General features: G+C 39.3%; 14 protein-coding genes. 10 read left to right on the top strand and 4 right to left on the bottom strand.

What is annotated here, in order from left to right; genetic code table 11:
- Positions 1-7: 7 nt before the first annotated feature.
- The 7 genes from FNN08_RS01425 to FNN08_RS01395 all read left to right on the top strand — a co-directional run bounded on the left by FNN08_RS01425 (position 8) and on the right by FNN08_RS01395 (position 11,794).
- On the top strand, positions 8-2,464 hold the full coding sequence (locus FNN08_RS01425; RefSeq protein ID WP_143582860.1) for a glycogen/starch/alpha-glucan phosphorylase: 2,457 nt from the start codon (positions 8-10) through the stop codon (positions 2,462-2,464).
- A gap of 93 nt (positions 2,465-2,557) precedes the next feature.
- On the top strand, positions 2,558-4,750 hold the full coding sequence (gene glgB, locus FNN08_RS01420) for a 1,4-alpha-glucan branching protein GlgB (RefSeq protein ID WP_143582859.1): 2,193 nt from the start codon (positions 2,558-2,560) through the stop codon (positions 4,748-4,750).
- A 7-nt stretch (positions 4,751-4,757) separates the two neighbouring features.
- Complete coding sequence (glgX, locus tag FNN08_RS01415; RefSeq protein ID WP_143582858.1) at positions 4,758-6,890, top strand: glycogen debranching protein GlgX; 2,133 nt, start codon at positions 4,758-4,760, stop codon at positions 6,888-6,890.
- A gap of 2 nt (positions 6,891-6,892) precedes the next feature.
- Complete coding sequence (malQ, locus tag FNN08_RS01410) at positions 6,893-9,073, top strand: 4-alpha-glucanotransferase (protein ID WP_143582857.1); 2,181 nt, start codon at positions 6,893-6,895, stop codon at positions 9,071-9,073.
- 60 nt (positions 9,074-9,133) lie between these two features.
- A complete protein-coding gene (locus FNN08_RS01405) occupies positions 9,134-10,903 on the top strand; it encodes an alpha-amylase family glycosyl hydrolase (protein ID WP_143582856.1) in 1,770 nt (589 codons plus the stop codon).
- 286 nt (positions 10,904-11,189) lie between these two features.
- Positions 11,190-11,603 carry a hypothetical protein gene (locus FNN08_RS01400; protein ID WP_143582855.1) on the top strand — a complete coding sequence of 138 codons (414 nt, stop codon included), beginning with the start codon at positions 11,190-11,192 and terminating at the stop codon, positions 11,601-11,603.
- On the top strand, positions 11,600-11,794 hold the full coding sequence (locus FNN08_RS01395; protein ID WP_143582854.1) for a helix-turn-helix transcriptional regulator: 195 nt from the start codon (positions 11,600-11,602) through the stop codon (positions 11,792-11,794). The genes FNN08_RS01400 and FNN08_RS01395 overlap by 4 nt, the downstream gene beginning before the upstream one ends.
- Positions 11,795-11,824: 30 nt before the next feature.
- On the opposite strand, the gene FNN08_RS01390 is transcribed toward FNN08_RS01395, so the two are convergent.
- The 4 genes from FNN08_RS01390 to FNN08_RS01375 all read right to left on the bottom strand — a co-directional run bounded on the left by FNN08_RS01390 (position 11,825) and on the right by FNN08_RS01375 (position 18,709).
- Positions 11,825-13,246, bottom strand: coding sequence for an MFS transporter (locus FNN08_RS01390; protein ID WP_143582853.1), 1,422 nt, complete (start codon positions 13,244-13,246; stop codon positions 11,825-11,827).
- 68 nt (positions 13,247-13,314) lie between these two features.
- The gene (locus tag FNN08_RS01385) at positions 13,315-14,232 is read right to left on the bottom strand and encodes an aldo/keto reductase family oxidoreductase (protein ID WP_143582852.1); all 918 of its coding nucleotides are present in this window, start codon (positions 14,230-14,232) and stop codon (positions 13,315-13,317) included.
- A gap of 15 nt (positions 14,233-14,247) precedes the next feature.
- Complete coding sequence (locus FNN08_RS01380) at positions 14,248-15,744, bottom strand: tryptophan halogenase family protein (protein WP_143582851.1); 1,497 nt, start codon at positions 15,742-15,744, stop codon at positions 14,248-14,250.
- A 157-nt stretch (positions 15,745-15,901) separates the two neighbouring features.
- Entirely contained in the window at positions 15,902-18,709 is a 2,808-nt protein-coding gene (locus FNN08_RS01375) for a TonB-dependent receptor (RefSeq protein ID WP_143582850.1), read from the bottom strand.
- A gap of 360 nt (positions 18,710-19,069) precedes the next feature.
- On the opposite strand from FNN08_RS01375, the gene pulA reads away from it, so the two are divergent.
- From pulA to FNN08_RS01360, 3 genes are all read left to right on the top strand, one after another.
- Complete coding sequence (pulA, locus tag FNN08_RS01370) at positions 19,070-21,850, top strand: pullulanase-type alpha-1,6-glucosidase (RefSeq protein ID WP_143582849.1); 2,781 nt, start codon at positions 19,070-19,072, stop codon at positions 21,848-21,850.
- A gap of 46 nt (positions 21,851-21,896) precedes the next feature.
- A complete protein-coding gene (locus FNN08_RS01365; protein ID WP_143582848.1) occupies positions 21,897-23,387 on the top strand; it encodes an MFS transporter in 1,491 nt (496 codons plus the stop codon).
- Between the two features lie 127 nt (positions 23,388-23,514).
- Complete coding sequence (locus FNN08_RS01360; protein WP_260679253.1) at positions 23,515-24,525, top strand: LacI family DNA-binding transcriptional regulator; 1,011 nt, start codon at positions 23,515-23,517, stop codon at positions 24,523-24,525.
- Positions 24,526-24,597 lie beyond the last annotated feature (72 nt).

Here is a 24,597-nt window from a genome sequence, read left to right as displayed (position 1 = left end):
ATAAATTATGGCAACAGCTAAAAAGCCTTTAACAGCGGCGCAGTTCAAAAAGAAAGTGTTACAGCATTTAAATTTCACTTCTTCACAAGATAATTTTGTTGAAAACCCTACAGCAGTATTAAGAGCCGTGTGCCTTACTGTAAATGAAGTAGTTTACGAAAAACTAAAAGAAACGAATACTTACCATAAAGAACATAAAACACGTTCGATTAACTACCTTTCATTAGAGTATTTAATGGGGCGTATGCTTTCTAATAACTTACATAATTTAGACTTATTCGACGTGGCGAAAAAAGCAGTGGCGAGCCTTGGTTTAGAGCTTGAAGATATATTTGAAGAAGGCCACGATTTAGCTCTTGGTAATGGTGGGTTAGGCCGTTTAGCCGCGTGTTTCCTTGATTCACTTGCAACTATGGACTTTAATGCGGTTGGTTACGGTATTCATTACGAGCATGGTTTGTTTAAGCAACAGTTCCATCAAGGTCGCCAAATTGAAACGCCGGATGAATGGCGTGAATATGGTAACCCATGGGAAGTTTGTCGCCCTGAAGCCGTACAAGAAATTCCATTATTTGGTAATGTTGAAACCATTGCTAACGCCGATGGCTCTGTACAAAAAGTATGGCACCCAGGTCAAATAATTAAAGGGGTTCCTTGGGATGTACCTATTGTTGGTTACAACTCGCAAACAGTAAACGTATTGCGTTTATGGGAGTCGCGCGCGTCAAGCCATTTTGACTGGGATCAGTTTAACTCTGGTGATTACCAAGATGCACATGCTGCGCAAAACCAAGCGGAAACGATCAGTAAGGTGCTATACCCGAATGATGAAACCGATGCAGGTAAAGAGTTACGCTTTATTCAGCAGTACTTCTTCTGTGCTTGTTCAATCAAAGATATTATTAAGCGTTACCAAGAACAATTTGCTGATGACTGGTCGCACTTTGCTGAGCAAGTCGTTATCCAATTAAACGATACTCACCCGACTATCGCTATTTTAGAGTTAATGCGTACCTTAATTGATGAGTACAACTTTAGCTGGGATGATGCGTTTGCTTTATGTCGTAAGATTTTTGCATACACCAACCATACTTTATTACCTGAAGCTTTAGAGAAGTGGTCGGTTGCAATGTTTGAGCGTGTATTGCCTCGTCACTTAGAAATTTTATACTCGATTAACGAATTCTTCTTAAATGAAGAGGTTGGCGCACTTTGGCCAAACGACCATCAAATTCGTGGCCGTCTATCACTAATTGAAGAAGGCCCACAAAAAATGGTGCGTATGGCACATTTATGTGTGGTTACGTCTTTTAAAGTCAACGGCGTTGCACAAATTCACTCTGATTTAGTTAAGAGTGACTTGTTCCCTGAGTTCAACCAGCTTTATCCGGGTAAATTAACTAACGTAACCAATGGTGTTACGCCACGTCGTTGGTTAAAAGCGTGTAATCCTGAGCTATCAGCATTACTTGATAGCAAGGTGAAAGCTGATTGGGCGAAAGACTTATCGAGTCTTGCACAAGTTGCTGAGTTTGCTGACGATGCGAATTTCCAAAAACAATTTATGCAGATTAAGCACAATAATAAAGTAAAATTGGCAGAAGAAATTCTAGCGACAACAGGTGTTGTTGTTTCTCCTGATGCTATTTTTGATGTGCAAATTAAACGTCTACATGAATACAAACGTCAGCATTTAAGCTTCTTACATATTTTAGCTTTATATCGTCGTTTATTAGACAATCCTGATTACGATATGCATCCTCGTGTTTATATCTTCGGCGCTAAAGCAGCACCTGGCTATTACTTAGCAAAAGAGATTATTTACGCCATCAATAAAGTAGCTGATATGGTTAATAACGATGAGCGTATAAAAGGCAAATTGAAAGTTGTATTTATGCCTAACTACCGAGTAACGCTTGCTGAAAAAATAATTCCAGCTGCAGATGTTTCTGAACAAATCTCTACGGCAGGTAAAGAAGCTTCTGGTACTGGTAATATGAAACTTGCCTTAAACGGTGCGGTTACTATTGGTACCCTTGATGGCGCTAACGTTGAAATTGCTGAAGAGGTTGGTGATGACAATATCTTTATTTTTGGTAATACCGTGGATGACCTTAGAGCGTTAAACGCAAAAGGCTACAACCCTTACGAATATTACTCAAGCAATGAAGAAATCAAGGCGTGTTTAGATTGGCTACATACTGATTACTTTACACCTGGCAAGCCTGGTGAGTTAGCAGCTATATCTCGAAGCTTACTTGAAGGTGGTGACCCATATCGTTTACTCGCAGATTATGACGCTTATGCCAAAGCCAATATCGAATTAGATAAAGCCTATAAAGATAAAAAGCGCTGGGCACGCATGGCGATAATCAATACGGCGAAAATGGGTAAGTTTACCTCTGATAGATCAATTCAAGATTACGTTGATAATATTTGGAAATTAACTCCTATTAAGCACTAAAATTTAACGCAAAAAACAAGTAACGAAACTTACTTGTTTTTTGCCATTAACTTACTAAAAACACTTAAATAAAGAGTTTAGGAAGAACTAAAAATGCAACACGATATTCAAGCCATTAATAATGCTAACCATAATAACCCTTATGGTTTTTTAGGTTTGCATGCAAATGATAAAGGTTATTTGCAAATTAATACCTTTTTACCCGAAGCTAAGGCTGTTTCATTGCTAGACGAAAAAGGTAAAACGGTTGCTAAGCTTGATAAAGTTGATGAAAACGGTTTTTTCAGTAAAGTGACTCGCCGTAAAAAAGTGTTTGCTTATCAATTAAAAGTTACTGACAGCCAAGGTGAGCGTATTATCACCGACCCGTTTAATTGCTCACCAGTACTTGGCGACTTAGATATCTATTTATTTAATGAAGGCAAGCACAAGCACCCTTATCAAAAACTCGGTGCTCATTGTGTTGAACATGATGGTGTTAAAGGTGTTTCCTTCATTGTTTGGGCGCCAAATGCAAGCCATGTTGCGGTTGTTGGTGATTTCAATAACTGGGATGGTCGCTTATACCCAATGCGTAAACGTTTAGAGTGTGGCATGTGGGAAATATTTATTCCACAAGATGCTACTTACTCAACTATAGGTCCGGGTTGTCATTATAAGTTTGAAGTTAAAGATGCTAATGGCAACTTATTACCTCTTAAAGCTGACCCATATGGCATACAAGCGCAGGTTCGCCCTGAAACATCTTCGGTAATAAGCGCCGAAATAGAGTTTGATTGGAACGATGAGCAGTGGATGAACTCTCGCCAATTACGCAATGAGCGCAGCTCAGCCATTTCAATTTATGAATTACATTTAGGTTCTTGGCAACGGGATCAAAATAATGAGTTTTTAAATTACCGCATGATTGCCGAGCGTTTAATTCCTTATACCTTAGAAATGGGCTTTACTCATATTCAATTGATGCCTATTAGTGAGTTTCCTTATGATGGTTCTTGGGGCTATCAACCGGTTGGCTTATTTGCGCCTACTGCTCGCTTTGGTAGCGCTGAAGATTTTAAATACTTTGTACAAGCCTGTCATAACGCCGGTCTTGGTTTATTAATTGATTGGGTTCCTGGGCATTTTCCAATTGATGAACACGGCTTAGCAAAATTTGATGGTACGTGTTTGTATGAGCACGAAGATTTACGTAAAGGATTTCACCCTGATTGGAATACATTAATTTATAACTATGGTCGTACTGAAGTAGCTAATTTTTTACGTGCTAGCGCTATGCATTGGTTAGATACTTATCATGTTGATGGTATCCGCGTTGATGCGGTTGCTTCAATGCTTTACTTAGATTACAGCCGTAACGAAGGTGAGTGGATCCCAAATGAATTTGGCGGCAATGAAAACCTAGAAGCGGTTGCTTTCTTAAAAGAGTTTAACGAAGAGCTTTACGCGGATTACCCAGGAGCATTCTCGGTTGCCGAAGAGTCAACATCTTGGCCAGGCGTTTCTCGCCCAACAAGTGATGGCGGTTTAGGCTTTGGTTATAAGTGGAATATGGGCTGGATGAATGACTCGCTTGAGTACATGAAACGTGACCCAATATACCGTCAACACCATCATAATGAATTGAGCTTTGGCTTAGTTTATGCCTTTGATGAAAACTTTATTTTGCCATTAAGTCATGATGAAGTTGTCCATGGTAAGGGTTCTATTTTAACTCGTATGCCGGGTGATGAATGGCAACAATTTGCCAACTTACGTGCTTATTACAGTTTTATGTGGACTCATCCGGGTAAAAAACTACTGTTTATGGGTTGTGAGTTTGGTCAGCGCGCAGAGTGGAATTTTGAGCAAGGCTTAGATTGGCATTTGCTTGAAAATGATAACCATAAAGGCGTACAACGCTTAATTAAAGACTTAAACAACCTTTATAAAAGTACTCCGGCATTACATCAATTAGATTGCGAAAAAGACGGTTTTGATTGGATTGATCATACTAATGCCGAGCAATCAATATACAGCTATGTGCGCTACAGTGCTGATGCTAGCAACCCTGTTTTAGTGGTATGTAACTTTACCCCTAATGTCGTGCACAACTTCCGCTTAGGTACACCAAAAGCGGGTTTCCATAAAGAAATATTTAACTCTGACGCCAATGTTTATGGTGGTAGTGATGTTGGCAATTTAGGTGGTGTACACTCTGCCCCAACTCCTTGGCAAGATCGCCCGCAGTCTATTGATATAACTGTACCTCCTCTAGCGACACTTGTATTTGAGATTGAAGGTTAAGCCTATTATGACAACAACTTTAGCTGGCAAAAATTATCCTTTAGGCGCTACTTGCGATGGCAATGGTACCAATTTTGCGTTGTTTAGTGCTAATGCTACTAAGGTTGAACTGTGCTTATTTGATAAAGTAACTGAAACTGAAATTAAGCGTATTGAGTTAACGGAATATACCGACGAAGTTTGGCATATTTATTTACCAGAGGTGAAGGCTGGTACCTTATACGGTTACCGAGTTTATGGGCCTTATGAACCTCATAATGGTCATCGTTTCAATCCAGCTAAGTTGTTACTGGACCCTTATGCTAAACAACTAAATAAAAGCTTTTCTTGGTCAGAGCAACACTACGGTTTTGATATTAATTCTCGTCAGCTTGATCTGATGATAGATACTACCGACAACTCAAATTGCATGCCTAAATGCGTAGTAACAGAGAATTTATCGGGGTTAAATAATTCGGTAACTGTTGCTGACAACGAAACCATTATTTATGAAGCGCATGTAAAAGGCTTTACTAAATTAAATCCCAATGTACCCGTTGAGATGCGCGGCACCTTTAAAGGCTTGGGCCAACCCTCTGTTATTCAGTATTTTAAAGACTTAGGTGTGACTAGTGTTGAATTACTACCGGTGCATGCTTTTTTTGATGAATCGTTTGCTTTAGAAAAAGGTTTGAAAAACTATTGGGGTTATAACTCGATTGCGTTTTTTGCGACTGAGCCAAGATATTGTCAGCAAAATGAGTTAAAAGAATTTCAGCAAATGGTGGATGCTTTTCACCAAGCTGGGTTGCAAGTGATTTTAGATGTGGTTTACAACCATACCGCCGAAGGCAATCACATGGGGCCGACTTATAGTTTTAAAGGTATAGATAACGCCAGTTATTATCGCTTAGAAAATGAAGATAAGCGTTTTTATATTAACCATTCAGGCTGTGGAAACACATTAAATTTAGCCCACCCTAGAGTATTACAACTAGTAATGGATAGCTTACGTTACTGGGTTGAAGTCATGGGTATTGATGGTTTTAGATTTGACTTAGCACCAATTTTAGGCCGCCAAGACCAACGTGGTAATGATAACTTTTACGGTCATTCGAGCTTCTTTGCGGCGCTGCGCCAAGACCCAGTTTTGGCCCATGTAAAACTTATTGCCGAGCCTTGGGATATTGGTCATGGTGGTTATCAGTTAGGTCAATTTCCTGGTAACTGGTACGAATGGAATGATAGATTCCGCGACGCTGTGCGCAGGTTTTGGCGTGGTGATGACAATATGATCCCCGAGTTAGCCAAACGCTTGCACGGCAGTGGTGATATTTTTGAACATCATGGTCGTCGCCCATACGCTAGTGTGAATGTGGTTACTACTCATGATGGCTATACATTGCATGATTTAGTTACTTATGAACAACGCCATAACTTAGCTAATGGCGAACAAAATCGTGACGGCCATGGTAGCAACTTTAGCCGTAATTATGGGGTTGAAGGTGAAACCAATGATGCTGATATTAATCAAATTAGGCTGCAGCAAAAGCGTAATATTTTAGCTACTTTGTTTTTAGCGCAAGGTACTCCTATGTTACTTGCTGGCGATGAACGTAATAACTCGCAACAAGGTAATAACAATGCCTATTGCCAAGATAATGAAATTACTTGGTTAACTTGGCATAAAGAAGATGAAGCGCAAGTACGCTTTGTACAGCAGCTAATTAAACTGCGTAAGCAACACCCACTTCTGAACCGTTTGAATTATCAGCATGGCCATAAAGTTTCAAAGAAAACAGGCTTGCAAGATTTAAGCTGGTTTAACTGCCATGGCGAAGCTATGGATGAAGGTAATTGGCATAATAAATCATTGAAGAGTTTTGCAATGATGCTTGCCGATACCGAACATGAAGAAATAAATGATAAAGGCCAGGATAAGGTCTATGACGACGATGCGTTGTTGATCATTTTCAATGCTCATGATCATGAGCACAAATTTCAATTGCCAAAATTAAAAGGCAATTGGACTCAAATAATAAATACAGCCGACAGCTCTCCACAAATTAATGCAAATAAAATAGAAGACTCGCTGTTGTCTATTTCAGCATTTAGCTGCTCGGTTTTAACTTATAGCCAAAAAGATATTCAGGGATTATAACCATGACACCTATGCAACAATTGGCCGAACAGGTCGGTTTTCACTCGAGCTACATTGACTGCTACGGCAATAATGTACTCGCAAATCAAGACGCCTTGAAAGCACTTTTAACCGCTATGGAGTATAACGTTGATTGCGATGACGCAATTATGAAAAGCGTTAACACCCTTAAAAACTCAACTTGGGTTTCATTATTACCAGCGATGCAATTACTTAAGTCTGAAGACGAACGTTATAACGCTTGGTTAAGTGTTGCTAGCGATGATTTTGATAAAACATTAAATTGGACTGTGCAATTAGAGTCAGGTGAAACTTTAACGGGTGAGATCAATGTTAGCGAGCTAACTGTGCTTGCAGAGCAAAATGTTGACGGCGTTGTTTATAAAAAACTACACCTAGAGTTGCCAAGCATTGCAGAAGGTTATCATTCATTAACCATTACTATCGCGAATAAAACGGCAACATGTCATTTAATCGTCGCGCCAAAAACATGTTTTGGGCCAAATGATGCCGCCGATTACCGTATGTGGGGATTAGCGGCTCAATTATACTCAGTAAAGTCTGACAATAGCTGGGGCATGGGCGACTTTGGTGATTTGAAAAATTTAGTAGCCGAGTCTGCTAAGCGTGGTGTTACCGCGATAGGTTTAAATCCATTACATCCTTTATATATTGATAACCCTGGGCATATTAGTCCTTATTCTCCAACGAGCCGTTGTTTCCTTAATACGTTATACATTGATGTTACCAATGTGGCTAACTTTGCAAGCTGTTCAGCAGTGCAAAAACTAGTGGCGAGTAAAGCTTTTAAAGAGCAAATAGCGCAAGTAAATCAGCAAGAGTTCATTGATTATACTCATGCTGCTAGCCTTAAATTACAAGCTCTTGAGTTGTTATACGCAGATTTCGTGGCTAATCATTTACAAGCCAATACTGACTTTGCCAAGCAGTACCAAGCATTCGTTGCTGAAATGGGCGATGATTTATTCGAGTTAGCTACTTTTGACGCACTTTATGAACATTTTAGAAAGATAGATGACAATGCTTATGGTTGGAAAGCATGGCCGGTAGAGTTTCAAGACCCACATAGTGCTGAAGTTGAAAAGTTCAAAGTAGACAACGCAGAGCGCATTGGCTATTTCCAATTTTTACAATTTGTTGCTGACAGCCAATTGGGTGCAGCTGCTGCGCAAGCGAAAGCAGATAATATGCCGGTTGGTTTATATTTAGACTTAGCGGTTGGTTGTGATGGTAGTGGCGCTGAAGTTTGGGCCGATAAACATAGCTATGTTTCAGGTGCGGCAGTTGGCGCGCCACCAGATGCAATGAATACTCTTGGCCAAGATTGGGGTTTAACGCCAATTAACCCGGTGGCTTTACAAGAAAAAGGCTATATGCCGTTAGTAAAAGCATTGCGCAGTAATATGCGACATGCCGGTGCACTGAGAATTGACCATGTTTTAGGCTTAATGCGCCAATATTGGGTTGCCCCAGGTATGGCAGCTGATCAAGGTATTTATATCACCTTCCCATTAGATGATATATTCCGCATTATCGCACTTGAATCTCGTCGCAATAAGTGTGTGGTTATTGGTGAAGATTTAGGAAATGTACCGGACGGTTTCGGTGAGATTATGGCAGCCTCAGGTTTGCAATCTTACAAAGTACTGTTCTTTGAGCGTTACGAAAATGGTTTGTACTTCCGCCCTGAAATTTACCCTGAACAGTCTATGGTTACGGTTTCAACCCACGACTTATCGACCATTTCTGGTTGGTGGACAGGTAACGATTTAAAATGGCGTCAAGACCTTAACTTATACCCAAATGAGCAAATGGGCATAGATGAGCGCAATGGCCGTATTACCGACCGAGAGCAACTACTTGGGGCTCTTGAATATGAAGGCGTGTTATCTAAGGAGCAATTCCCACAAACACAGCCAGCAGTAATGAACTCTGAGTTATCTCGAGCAGTACAAGCCTTTTTAGCGAAAGCGCCGAGTCGTATTTTATTGGTACCACTTGAAGACGCGTTAGGCTTAAACGAGCAAGTTAACATCCCTGGAACGATCGATGAGCATCCAAATTGGCGTCGCCGTCTACCTTACACTATTAATGAATTTTGGCAGCATCATGATATGACTAATTTAGTCAATGTGATGAATCACGAACGCCCGAAAGGCTAGTTAAAAGATAGAAATTCATCAAAGGAGATCGATATCTCCTTTTTGTTAATAGGAAATCATATGAAACTTATAAGTAAAATTTTACCACTAGTTGCAGCAATGACTCTCTGGGGTTGTGATAATAATCAGCACGCAGCAAAAGATAATGAAGAACAGCAGTATGCAGTTGCAAAAATTAGTACCCAGTTGCCTCATTATTTAGAGCGCGATATACGTGATGAGGTATTCTACTTTGTTATGCCTGATCGCTTTCAAAATGGCGATACTAGTAATGATAATGGTTCAAAAACCTTAGTAGAGTCACAAGGTGGCTTTGATAAAACGAGCAAAGGTCACTATCACGGCGGTGATATCATTGGCTTAAAAGACAAACTTCCGTATTTACAAGAAATGGGTATTACCTCAATTTGGATGACGCCTATTATGCGTAACCAAGCAGTGCAAGGTGATAGCTCAGGTTACCATGGATATTGGGTTTTAGATTTTTCCGAAATTGACCCGCACTTGGGCTCGAACCAAGACTTAAAAGACTTAATTGATGCTGCTCATAAACTTAATATGAAAGTGTTTTTTGACATTATTGCTAACCATAGTGCCGATGTGATTAAGTTCAAAGAATGTCATGGTGAAGATGGTAAGCAATGGTTAGGAGCAACACCAGGCTTATGTGATTATAAAACGTTAGAGCAAGTAGCGAATGGCGATAAATATACTGTTTTTGTACCCGAAGGTAGTGAAAACATTAAAACCCCGCAATGGTTAAATGACCCTAAGTATTACCACAATCAAGGTGACAGCACTTGGGAAGGCGAAAGCGCGATATATGGTGATTTTGCAGGGCTTGATGATATTGATACCGACAACCCTGAAGTTGTTGCTGGGTTAATTGATGTATTCAAAGGTGTGGTAAGCGAATTTAAACCAGATGGCTTTCGTATCGACACGGTTAAGCATGTAAATATGGAGTTTTGGAGCGAGTTTTCACCAGCGATTGTTGACCATGCTAAGTCATTAGGGATACCACAATTTTTCATGTTTGGTGAAGTATACGACTCAACACCTGAATTTTTAAGCACCTTTACCACGACAGGTAAAATGCAATCGATTTTAGATTTTGCTGTGCAAAGCGGCATATATAAAAGCTTAATTGAGCAAAAAGGCACAAATGAGTTAGAAGCTATTTTTAATGGCGATCATTTCTATAAAGATGAAGACAGTGATGCGAGCCAGTTAGTAACCTTTACTGGTAATCATGATATGGGGCGCTTTGCTTACATGTTAGACAGAGAAAATCCAGATATGAGCGAAGCTGAAAAATTAGCGCGTATTAAATTATCTAACGCACTAATGTACTTCTCTCGTGGTATTCCAGTGGTGTATTACGGTGATGAGCAAGGCTTTGTTGGTGATGGTAATGATAAAGACTCTCGCCAAGATATGATGCCATCTTTAGTGGCTAGTTATAACGATGATGATTTACTCGGGACAGATGCAACTACCGCGGATGATAACTTTGATCAGAGCCATGTGCTTTACCAAGATTTAGTTGCCCTTGCTAACTTATACGTTAAGCACGATGCATTACGTCATGGCGCGCAAGCACAAGTTTATGCACAAGATACACCAGGCATTTACGCTTTCACTAGAACGACTGAGCACGCGCAATACTTAATCGTAGCGAACACCGCAACAACAGAGCAAAAACAAACGTTCAATATGTCTTATAAAGGCTTTGAACCTGTAGTTTTAGCCAAAGATAAAAGCGAAGACAATGGCGAAGTAACAATTAACTTAGCCCCATTAAGCTACGCAATCTATAAAGCACAATAAACCTATCAGGTGTCAGAGTTGTTGAAATTAAATTCATTTCAACAACTCTGACACCTTGATGCAAATCCCACGGGTAAAAACCTTTTTCTCAATTGGTATTAGAAACAATTAACCACGTCATCCTGTGCGAGCATAAGCGAGACACGGGACCTCCTGCCCCATACTGTGAGTATATTAAGTAATCTTTATTTGTCTAAAAGTAAAGCAAGCTTGACACGAGTTTACTCAAAGTCTATGCTAAATAAAAAGTAAAGTTTGTTTTACATAATGACAAGTGAGGTAGACAGTGAAGCACAAAGAAACTAATTGGAAAACACGTACTAAGAAAAATACCATTACTCTAGGGATATGGACTTTTTCTTGGTTGGTTACTACTGCAATAGTCGCATTTGCCCCAAAGTTTATCTGGGACTTTAATGTGCCACTAACTATTATTGCAGTAATAGCTAACATTATTGTTGGCTTTGGTATGATCTTAGCGAACCGTAATCATTTACGTGGCTTAGATGAAATGCAGCAAAAAATTCAAAGTGAAGCAATGGCATTATCATTAGGTGTCGGCTTAGTTCTAGGCTGTAGCTATCAATTGCTAGAAGATATTAAGCTTATTGCCTTTGAGCCCGAAATATCTCATCTAATAATCGTTATGTGTATCGCTTTCATGGTTGGAGTAATTAAAGGTGGAGTAAAATATCGATGAAAAATCGTTTAAAAATTTTACGTGCTGAAAGGGACTGGACTCAGGCACAGCTTGCCGACGCTCTCGATGTATCGAGACAAACAATCAATGCGATAGAAAAAGGTAAGTTTGACCCCAGCTTACCTCTTGCCTTTAAAGTATCGCGTTTATTCGCTCTACCGATAGAACAGATATTCTCAGACGAGTCATAGATATAAAATCAAGGTGTCAGACACCTTGATTTATTTTTTGTGTTCTTTAACTTGGCTCCAGCATAATGCTGATATTGCTAAGGTGATACCGCAAAGAATAAATATCATGCTCTTATCTTGGGTTTGTGAAATAAACAGTCCTATACCTAAGCTCACCAACAATTGTGGGATCACTACCGATAAGTTAAATAAGCCCATGTACATTCCCATTTTTGATTGATCTATTTTCTCTGACATGATGGCAAAGACTAAACTGATAACAGCAGACCAACCAATACCTAAAATCGCCATTAAGAAATACAAGGTGTACTGTGAATGACCTAAATAAGCGATAGCAAAATAGCCAACAGCCATAGAAGCAATACAGTAGGTATGTACTTTTACGCGGCCTATTTTTTTCGCTAAGGGTTGTAATAATAACGCTGGTAGAATGGCGGCTACAGCACTTAAAATTAAGAAGCTAATTGATATTATTTGACCAAGATCTGCATCGCTTATGCCAGTCATTTTATCTTGTAAAAAGGCAAAGATAAAAACGAACATGGTTTGGATGCCAATCCAGCTAAAAGAATGAGCGGCTAAGATTTTACGGAAACCAACTAAGCCTGCTTCGTGTTCTGTCTTATCATCTTCTTTAGCTATCATGGTCTGCATAACAAATTTTACAGTGAGGATGGCACAGATAATTTCTACATAGTAATTGTCTACAGTCGCTCCACTGAGCTGCCTGCCCATTGCGTAGATGTCATAAATAATAAAACCCCATAATGGTTTTATATTGATCATAATATCTGCAAAAGATAATGGTGTACTCGTTACTTGGTTCTCGCTTTGCTGTAATTCTTTTGGCTCAGTAATAAACAAAGGTGGGAATATTGATAATACTAAAACTAACGCCGCACCAAAGTAAATAAGAACGAAATTACCCCAAATAGCGCCGATCGCGTAAGCTAAAACACCGAACGTGCCAGATATGGTTTGCATCCAAGTATAACCTCGAGTGCGTTTTTCACCTTCGGGTGTAACATCAGCAATGATAGAGCGAGTAGGATTAAAGCCAACATTAATTGATAAGTCTAAAGTTAGTGCTATGGCAATAGCTACCGCTAATATGGCTTCAACGCCCATTGCTGTTGAGATAATATCAATGTTTGGTAGAGCCAGTAACATCAAACCAGCGAGCACACCACCAATTAAAATAAAAGGGCGTCGGCGACCATTCCAAAACCAAACTTTGTCAGAAATAATGCCAATAATTACTTGCCCTAAAATTCCTGCAATAGGACCTGCAGCCCAGACTAAACCAACCTCATGTATGTCTAAACCATATTGTGTCGTTAAGATCCAACTTAGTGCTGAAATCTGTACTGAAAGAGCAAACCCCATTGCCGTTGATGGTAAGCTAAGTAATGCATAAAAACGCTTACTCAAATTTTGTTGTATTGCTAGCATGTTGTTTTCTCTTTCAAATAGTTGTTATAAGGCTTATCGTTTTAGTTCTGTTTATTATTAATAAGCGTCTAAGGCACTGGCTGGCCATTACGGGCTTGTAAAAGTCGGTACCAATCTTCACGTGAGTAGTTAATTTCCAGAGCAGAGGTTGCTGCCTTGATACGTTCAGGATTGGTTGTACCTACGATTGGGCATATCTTTGCAGGGTGTTTTAGTAACCAAGCAAAGGCTATTAGCCATTTTTCTACGCCGTAAATTTGTGCTTGTCGGTCAAACTCTTGGTGAATACGCTCAACATCTTGTTGGCTAAAAGTGTTACCCCAAGCTTCATAAACAACCGTTGCTATAGGGCACCAAGCCATTGGTGTTATGTTATTTTGCAAACATTGGTCCAATGTACCGTTACTGAACGCGTCGATATTATGAATATTGATTTCAACCTGATTAACCGCAAGTTTTTCACTGGTAAATGACTGCAATAGATTAAGCTGTGATGGAGAAAAGTTACTTACACCGAAGTGTTTTACTTTACCTTGGCGTTTAAGCTGCTCAAACGTCTCTGCAACCTCTTGTGGATCAAAAAGGTAATCTGGTCGGTGTAATAAGAATAAGTCTAAAGCATCAACATTGAGGCGCTGTAATGAGCCTTCTACTTGCCCGATGATGTATTGTTTGGAAAAATCATAACGACCAACATCACCTTCGTTGGGAGTGTTAGCAAAACGAATTCCGGCTTTAGAGGTGACGATAAGTTGCTCGCGCAATTCTGGAGATTCTTTAATAACCTCACCAAAAATAGACTCGCATACACCGCCGCCATAAATATCAGCGTGATCAAAATGGTTGTAACCAGCATCTATTGCCGCACGAATAGCATTTTTACCTTGTTTGAAGGCATCTGCAGAGTTGTCACCATTGATTCGCATACAGCCGTATACTAGGCGAGAAGATGGTAAGGAGATATGGCCAATTTGTGTTGTTTTCATGTTGATTCTCTATTTTTATCGTGACACTTGCGTCAAGAAATCTGCGTGGCTAGGCATTTGCTCTACACTACGGTCGATTAATATTTTTAAATTTTTCATTAATTCAAATAGCTGCTCTTTGCTTAATGAATCAGCTAAAGCATGTTGATCTTCAGGTATAACTCCTTGACCAATCAGTACTTGTTGCCAAGCAATCTCTGTAAATAAATCATCTTGTTCACGGAATAATTTGCCGGTAGCTTTGAACAGGTCTATTTTATGCTGTAATGTTTCTGGGATATCCATACGTTGGCATTCTTTCCAGAATTTACTGTCATCACGTTCATTAACTTTGTAATGTAAAATTATAAAATCGCGAATACGTTCTATTTCAATTTTCGCTTGGTTGTTAAATTCATCTACTTCAATATCATTAATGCCTTGATGCGGGAAAAGTTTAATTAAGCGAATGGCTGCGGTTTGAATTAAATGAATGCTAGTAGACTCTAATGGCTCTAGAAACCCACTTGATAAGCCAATACTGACGACATTTTTATGCCATTGTTTGCGACGACGCCCCGTTCTAAATGGAATTACTTTAGGTTCGCCTAACGGTTTACCATCTAAATTATTTAACAACACTGCTTTTGCTTGTTCGTCACTCATATGTTTGCTTGAGTAGACAATGCCGTTGCCCGTTCTATGTTGAAGTGGAATGCGCCATTGCCAACCGGCTGAATGAGCAATTGAGCGGGTAAATGGTGAGATAGGCTTGGTTGCTTCGCATGGTACGGCCATCGCCTTGTTACAAGGCAGCCAATGTGACCAATCTTCAAAACCGGTGTTTAGAGTTTTCTCAATTAACAACCCTGCCATGCCAGTACAGTCGATAAATAAATCACCAGCAATGGTGTTGCCATCTTTTAGAGTAATGGATTTGATAAAACCGTTTTCGTCGTTAACCTCGACAGAGTTCACCATTCCTTCAATGCGAGTAACGCCACTTGATTCACTTAGTTTTCTTAAAAACTGGGCATATAAGCTCGCATCGAAATGATAGGCATAGGTTAGACCTGGCATATTTGTGCCAGCGATTTTTGGTGCTTTTGAAAATTTGTTTTGTTTGGCTGCTTGATAATTTAAGGAAAAATCCCAAAAATCAGACGTTTCACCTAAGTCTTTGGCTTTTAGCCAGTAATGATAAAAATCACAAAATGGAAAGTTTTTACCTATGCCGCCAAAGGCGTGCATGTAGCTGTCGCCTTGTTTTTTCCAATTTTCGAATTCTATACCAAGCTTAATGGTACCTTGAGTCGCTTGTAAAAAATCTTTTTCAGCGATACCAAGGGCGTTATTTATGGTGATAATAGGCGGTATTGTTGCTTCGCCAACACCGACAGTGCCAATTTCTTCAGACTCAACTAAGGTGATATTTAGCACTTTGCCAAGTACTCGATTTAATAATGCTGCACTTACCCAGCCAGCAGTACCACCGCCAACAATGACGACATTTTTTACCGCGTTTGTATTCACTTCTGCACCTATAAAATTGTTGCTCAATGGAGTCTGAATTATTCTAAAACAATTAGATATTATCACTATTAACAATGGTAATAATAACTAATTATTTTAATAAAAAAGCCCCTGCAATAGTTCATTACAAGGGCTTTATCTTAAATTAACAAAGGCATTACAGCTTGTAGCTGAAACCTAATAAGTAGCTGCTACCGTAATCTTGGTAGTCACGTACTTGTAAAGAGTTATCACCTTGTAATGAAGTGAATGGCTCTTCAGTTAAGTTATAACCTTGTAAGAAGATTGATAAACCATCAAGCGATTCGAAACCACCTTCGCCAAAATCGTAACCGATTTGAGCATCAACAATTGTTTCGCCTTCGATATCAACTTGTACTTGGTCAAAACCTAAACCGTATACATCGCCTTTAAAGTCTGAACGAGAACGCATGCTAGCACGGATTTGGAAGCCACTCTTTTCATAGTAAGCGGTAACACTAGAAATGCTATCTGATAAGCCTGGTAATTCGTATTCGTTACCGTTTTGGTCTTCAATATCAGACTCAACACCAGTGTAGCTAGCAATTAAACCAAAACCGTCTAAGCTTTCGCTAAATACGTTAAATGGTAATGCCACTGAAAGTTCGTAACCCCAAAGAGTACCTTCACCGCCATTTACTTTACCAGTACCAGTACCTGTTGAATTTGGTGGAATTTCACCAGTTGCTGGATCGGCAACACCTGACATATCAACTTCATAAGTACCGTCGAAAATCCATTCGCTTAAATCTTTATGGAATAATGCTGCAGAGAAGTAACCTTCACCTGAGAAGTAGTTTTCATAAGTTAAATCTAAGCCAATCGCTTCTTTAGGCTCTAACTCTGGGTTACCACCACTTACAGACCAGTAATTTCCGTTATCATCAGGTTGTTGATTATAAGAAGCATTTACTGATGCGTTCATTTCATCAAGACGAGCACGAGAGATAGTTTTAGCAGCACCAAAACGAACTGTTTGATTGTCGTCTAAACGTAATGATAAGTTTAAGCTAGGTAAAATATGTGAGTAATCATGCTCAATATCTGTCGGGCTAGTAATAACTAAGCCATCTTGAGTATTAAATGCATTACCTTGTGAAGATTGATCTGTTTGCACATAACGAACACCAACATTACCACTTACTGGGAAGCCACCTAATTCCATATCTAAGTCTGCTTTAATAAATGCAGCTGTAATTTCTTCTTTTACAGTCCAAGATTTAGTCGCGTGACTTGTGTTAGTTAACGCTTCTGATAACAGATCGTAGTAACCGTCTTGTACAAGGCCTTTAGAGTTATATGCGATCATATCGCCCATGCCAATAAAGTCTAAATTAACCGTACCTTCTTTATATTCTTCTGGTACTGGCATCATACCAGGAGTATCTAAAGAGAAAGATGATACTGTTAGGAAGAAACCGTCAGATTTCTTTTGTTTTTCACGTTCTTTGTATGAAACACCGTAAGTAACTGCAGAAACGTAATCATTTTCAATCATTTGAGTCGCAGCAAAACGAAGTGAAGTTAATTCATCTTCAACTGTTGGTGTGTTTAAGAAACCATCTTGTGCTTGGTTTTCATATTCTGTACCAGTGATGCCATATTTGTCATTTAGAGCTGACGACCAACCCCAAGATAAAGGACCACCTAATTGCATTAGATTGTAATCTGAGTAATCTAAGTCGTGAGAGAATTTAGCACCAGTGTTACCACCATCAAATTCATAACCAATGTTGTCTGCAACACCGCGTGAATCACCACGTCCAGTACCGGCGTAGCTTTCCATTGACCATATTTCACGATCAACATTTGAGTAAGATGCGTCAAATTCTAATGACCAGTCATCATTTAAGTTATATTCAGCATTAAAACCGTAAGAGTTCATTTCTGCTTGGCGTTCTTCGTAATCGTTACGAAGTACTACACGTTGGCCTTCTGTTACAGCACTAGTAATAAAACCTGTTTCAGGATCAACTACTGCAGAAGCTGGATCAATTGTACCTTGACCCCATGCGAAAGGTGTTTCGATACCACGTAAGATTTTTTCATCAGTAAAGTCTACGTATAAAGCATCGAACGTTAAATGTAAGTCATCAGTTGGTGCAAATTCAAGAACACCCATAACTGAATCACGTTCTAACATTGAAGAACGTACAAATGGCTTAGCACCACCTAAGATAGAGTAGGTATTACCCGCTGCATCATTAAATTCTGGGTAGCCCCAAGAGTTCCAACGTTTCTCTTGGTTAGGAGAGCTCATGGTCGAAATTGCTACAGCAACACCTACTGTGTTGTCAGCAAATTGATCCATGTAAGAGAAAGTAGCACGTTCACCTGTGTTATCAGCATCAGGGTTTAATTCATCAAAACTGGTTTGTTCTAATTGTGCATTGATTTGAATTACACGCTCAGTTTTACTTAAAGGACGAACTGTTTGTAAATCAACAACACCAGCAATACCTTCACCTTCAATTGTTGCATCAGGAGTTTTGTATACTGTAACGCCACTCATGATCTCTGAAGGGTATAAATCGAATTGCACGCCACGGTTATCATCGATTGATACTTGCTCACGGCCATTAAACGTTGTTGCACTTTCGTTTTCGCCAAAACCACGGATGCTTACTTTTGATGCACGACCGTCAAGGCGCTGTGCCGTTAGACCTGGTAGACGAGCAATTGATTCAGCAATAGATGAATCTGGTAATTTACCAATATCTTCAGCTGAAATAGCTTCTACAACACTTGATGAATAACGTTTAGTATTCATAGATTGAACTAAACTACGACGGAAGCCAGTTACTTCAATAACTTCTACTTCTTCTTCGGCTACCGCTACCGCTTCTGCTTGTACTTCTTCGGCTGCAAATGCTGCAGCACTCATTGACATCAAACCACTAGATAGTAGTGCAATAGTCAGTTTGTTCGGTTTAAAGTTAATCATTTTCTATCTCCCCGTTTCATCCTTGTTATAGATATTTTTACCAGCTGTCCTAGCCAGTTTATTGTTTAAAAAGTAACCCACTTTTTTTAGGTTGTGACAATGGTAATTACAAATGATTACAAATAGAATGACTTGCATACGTATTCATAAAAAGCGCACTCGGGCTTTCATTTTATTAACTTATTGCTAACATTTTTTTTATTTCCTTTTAAAACAATTGGTTAAGTTGTTTTTTGAGGTTGCTTTTGTTATTTAAAATCTGTTGAATACGTATGCAATTGATAATTACATTAGATTAGATCATCCTTGTCAGACTTTTTAAAAGTTTTCATTAGTCGTTTCGATAACAGGTTGGTTACAATGCGCAATATATATACAATTATCGTTTTTTGTTTGTTTGCAATGTCATGCTCTCCCAAGCAAAGTGAAACCCCTTGGTTGCAAGATAGTGCTTTCGAACAGGTAACAGATTCAGCTGCGCATTGGTTAAACGCTGACACTTTATTTTGGTATGGTGAAGCTCAATCAGAAAGTTCGGCTTATTATTTGCTGGCAACTACCGCGGATAAACAGGCTGAAACTAAGAGTTATTTGCTGGAAACTTCTCCATTTAGTAGCGAAAATTCGATTAAATATCCACATCTTGCAGGTAAAGGGCTAGCATTTAAATTTGCTACTACGTTCTCTGATAGCGAGAAAAAAGCCTTACTTAAATCAGCTTTAGTGCTTGCTAAGGTTTCTAAAGATAAGGTTTTAAAGAGTTCATATGTACAAACCGGTAATGTTATTGATGCTCTCTTCAGTGATAGCGCTAAGCAAGTCGCTGATCTAGGCGCTACTTTTACTAATAAGACCGCGGGGCCGTTAACTCAGTTTAAGCTTTGGGCACCAACGGCGATGAATGTTGAGGTTTTAGTCTTTGATCAGCATAAAAAAGCATTAGCTACTTACCCTTTAACTGAAGATACTAGTACAGGTATTTGGTCAGCACAGATTGGCAAAAATTTATTTGAGCACTTCTATCAATATCAAATAAAAGTCTTTCATAATGCAACCAATAAAATCGAAACGCTTATTAACACCGACCCTTATTCTTTGAGTTTGTCGAGCAATAGTGAGTTTTCGCAAGTAACCGATCTTAGCCATAGCGCCACTAAGCCTGAAGGTTGGGATGAGCAGATTATCCCCAGCATAGATAATTATGAAGATAATATCTTTTATGAATTACATATTCGTGATTTTAGTGCAGGTGAAACCGCACTTAATGATGAAAGTGTGCGTGGCAAATACGGCGCATTTTCTGAAACAAACAGTTTTGGTGTAAAGCATTTAAAAGAGCTAAAAGCAGCTGGTTTGAATAATATTCATTTATTACCTACTTTCGATATTGGTACGGTAAATGAAGATCGCGAACAACGTGTAAGCTTGCAAGATGATAAAGCTAAATTATGTAAAATTTACCCTGAGCACAGCCTATGTAGCACAGATATAGCAGGTGATACTCTCTTAATTGATGTTTTAAATTCTTATAATCCAGAAAGTAGCGATGCACAGCAGTTAGTGAGTCAGTTACGCCAATTTGATGATTATAATTGGGGATACGATCCATTTCATTATACTGTGCCGGAAGGAAGTTACGCGCAAAACCCAGATGGTAATGCTCGTATTGTTGAGTTTCGTCAGATGGTGCAAAGGTTACATCAATTTGGCTTTAGAGTGATTATGGATGTGGTTTATAACCACACTCATCAAGCCGGCTTAAAAAGAACCTCTGTGTTAGATAAAATTGTACCTGGCTACTACCAAAGATTAAATCCACAAAGTGGCTTAATTGAACAATCGACCTGTTGCGATAATACAGCCACAGAGCGAACTATGATGGCTAAATTGATGACCGATTCTTTAGTTGTTTGGGCAAGAGACTATAAAATTGATGGCTTTCGTTTTGACCTTATGGCCCATCAACCGAAAGATGTCATGTTAAAGGCCAGAGAAGCTGTATTAGCTGTGGATGCCGATAACTACTTTTATGGTGAAGGTTGGAACTTTGGTGAGGTTGCCAATAACCAAAGATTTACTCAAGCCAGTCAACTTGAATTAGGTGGAACGCAAATAGGCACTTTTACCGACAGGCTTCGTGATGCTGTGCGTGGTGGTGGGATGACCGAATCAGGTGATGGCATACGTAGGTTACAAGGCATAGGTAATGGTCTTGCTACCTTACCTAATGAGTTACGTAGCGTTGCCGATAGTAAGGCTGATTATTTAGCCATGGCTGATATTTTACGTGTTGGTTTAGCTGGTAACTTAGCTTCATTTCCACTGCAAAATGCTGCTGGTGAGCAAGTGACAGGTAAAGATATTCCTTATGGCGATCAACCTGCCGGTTACGCTTTAGACCCTGCCGATACAATTAATTATGTGTCAAAACATGATAATCAAACGCTATGGGATAACAATCAGTACCGCATAAATTCTAACCTCAGCACCGATGATAGAGTGCGCATGCAAGCGTTAAGTTTATCTTACCCTATGTTTGCTCAAGGTATTCCTTTTATCCATATGGGTTCTGAATTACTGCGTTCTAAATCATTTTTACGCGATAGTTACGATTATGGTGACTGGTTTAACTTGGTCGATTTCAGTGGTCAAAGCAATAACTATAATGTTGGCTTGCCTCCTGCTGAAAAAGATCAGCAAAATTGGCAGGTAATAAATAAAATCATTCAACAAAATCAGGGGCGAGATATTGTTGCACCAGCGCATATTGCCTTTAGTAAGTCTCGCTTTGTTGAGCTATTGAATATCCGCACAAGTAGTCCGCTTTTTCGGTTAACGACCAGCGAGCAAATAAATAGTGCAGTATCGTTTTTAAATACTGGCCGCGCTCAAACCCTAGGTTTGATTGTGATGAAAATAGATGGCAGCAAATTAAATGCAGATTTAAGCAGTAAGTATGAGCAAATTATTGTGGTATTTAATAGCACTGGTCAAGAGCAAAAATTTGCTTATAACGGCGCTGAAAATTATCAATTACATCCAGTACAAGCAGCCAGCTCTGATACATTAACAAGTAACAACAAAGCTACAGCAAAAGGCTTTAGTGTAAACAAATTTAGCGCCGCAGTGTTTGTAAAATAATACTGACGAATTAAAGCGATAAAATAACCATAATGGAAATAAAAAGATGAAACAAAAACCACAGTTATCGTTCTGGCAAATTTGGAATATGTGTTTTGGCTTTATCGGTATTCAGTTTGGCTTTGCCTTACAAAATGCCAATGTAAGCCGTATTTTTCAGACTTTAGGGGCTGAAATTGATGATATTCCTATTTTGTGGATAGCCGCGCCTCTGACAGGTTTGATTGTGCAACCGATTGTTGGTTATTTTAGCGATAAAACGTGGAATTCATTTGGTCGTCGTCGCCCATTCTTTTTTGCTGGGGCAATACTTACTACTCTTGCTTTGTTTGTAATGCCTAACTCGCCAACGCTATGGATTGCAGCTGGAGCTTTATGGATATTAGATGCGTCAATCAATATAACGATGGAACCATTTAGAGCATTTGTTGGCGACAATTTACCACACGAGCAACGTACAAGCGGTTTTGCTATGCAAAGTTTCTTTATTGGCATTGGCGCTATAGTCGCCTCAGCTATGCCGTATATGCTAGCGAACTGGTTTGGCATTAGTAACGTAGCTCCTGCAGGTGAAATTGCCGACTCAGTAAAATACTCTTTCTATTTTGGTGGTGTGGTTTTATTTGCTTCTGTGATGTGGACAGTTTATCGATCAAAAGAATACAGTCCTGAGCAGCTAGCTGAATTTGAGGCGGCGGAAGAATTACATAGTCAAGGTGAAGCGCAGGCTGTTACCCGCACTAAAATTAACTTTAAAATCAAAGCTATTTCTTATCTCACTTTAGGTGTGTTTACTACGGTAGCAATTCATCAACTGGCTTTAGATAAGCAACTTTATATTTTATCTCTTGGCGCTATTGCTTTTGCGGTTATTCAGTTTGCTGCTGATTATATGCAAGCAGCAAATAAAACAAGCAATGGTTTTTATGAAGTGATCGATGATTTATACCATATGCCTGAAACCATGCGTAAGTTGGCTATTACTCAATTTTTCTCATGGTTTGGTTTGTTTGCTATGTGGATTTACACGACTTCAGCGGTAACTAGTTATCATTTTGGTAGCACTGACACTTCATCCGCTGCTTATAATGCAGGTGCTGATTGGGTTGGTGTTTTATTTGCCGCTTATAATGGATTTGCCGCATTAGCCGCATTTTTAATCCCTGTGCTAGCATCTAGGTATTCACGACAAATTGCCCATTTCATTTGTTTAAGCTGTGGTGCTGCTGGCTTGATCTCGATGGTTTTCATAGAAAATCCTGATTTTCTACTATTTTCAATGGTAGGTGTTGGTATTGCCTGGGCATCAATATTATCAGTGCCGTATTCGCTGTTATCAAGTTCGTTACCAGCGAAAAAAATGGGAGTATATATGGGGATTTTCAATTTCTTTATCGTTATTCCTCAGTTATTGGCCGCCAGTGCTCTTGGTTTGCTAGTGCGAGAATTGTTTGCTGGACAAAGTTTATATGCCTTAGTATTAGGTGGTGTTTTAATGTTTATCGCAGGCTTAACTGTACTTCGCGTTAAAGATTAAACTTAATACCTAGATAAATTAGCCGGTTCAGCGTTTGCTGGACTGGCTTTAAGCATTTTTAAAAACTATACATTACTAGTCGGTTGCGTTAATATTTTTATAAGACTCAATTATTCAGATGTATTTAGTGAAAGCGACCTCCTTTGATATAGCCTACCGTGCTGGTGTTTCTCAATCTACAGTCTCTAGAGCATTGCGCAATAGCCCTCTAGTGAATGAAGAAACACGTCTTAAAGTGCAAGCTATCGCGAAAGAGCTAAACTACAAAGTTGACAAAAACGCTCGTAATTTACGTTCCCAACAAAGCCATACCATTGCGTTACTTTTGTTTGAAGATAAAAGTATCGATGACTCGCAAATTAACCCATTTTTTATGTCGATGCTAGCGAGCATAACAAGAGCTTGCTCTTTGCAAGGTTATGATTTGTTAGTATCTTTTCAGCAAATGAATAACGATTGGCATGCAGAATATGAAGATACCAATCGCGCCGACGGTCTTATTTTGTTGGGTTATGGTGATTACGTCCACTATAAAGAAAAGTTGAAACAACTTAGTGAACAAGGTACTCATTTTATTCGCTGGGGAGCTGAAGTTAAGGACATGGCCGTTGCCACTATTGGCTGTGACAATATTAATGGCGGCTTTTTGTTAACTAAGCATTTATTAAATAAAGGCAATAAATCCTGTGCGTTTATCGGCACTGCATCACAACGAGCTCCTGAGTTATACGACCGTTATCGAGGTTATTGTCAGGCGTTAGAGAGTGTTGGCATTGAGATTGATGAGCAATTACAAGTTGATGCAATGTACACCGAAGAAGGTGGTTATTTAGCAACTAAAGAGCTGCTTGCTCGAAATGTATCATTTGACTCTATCTTTGCCGCCACCGATTTAATTGCCATTGGTGCTCTGCGCGCATTAAAAGATAATGGTTTGAAAGTTCCTGATGATGTTGCAGTGGTTGGCTTCGATGATATTCCTATTGCTAGCTTTACTAGCCCTGCTTTAACCACGGCCAAACAAGATACGGCCTTAGCCGGTCGATTGTTAGTGGATAACTTATTAAAATTAATTGGTGGGGAAAAGCCAAGTACCTTACTTATTCCTACGCAAATTATAGAGCGTAAATCTTGTTAATGGCCATCAGCCTTAGAAACTAATATTTGTTACTTTTTTGTTGCTGTCTCCTATCTACAACTGTTAAGTTAA

Origin of the sequence: Thalassomonas sp. M1454 (assembly GCF_007097525.1) — a bacterium.
Classification (GTDB): domain Bacteria; phylum Pseudomonadota; class Gammaproteobacteria; order Enterobacterales; family Alteromonadaceae; genus Thalassotalea_A.
Note: the sequence above shows the minus strand (reverse complement) of the source record. Positions and strands in the feature narration are given on the sequence as shown.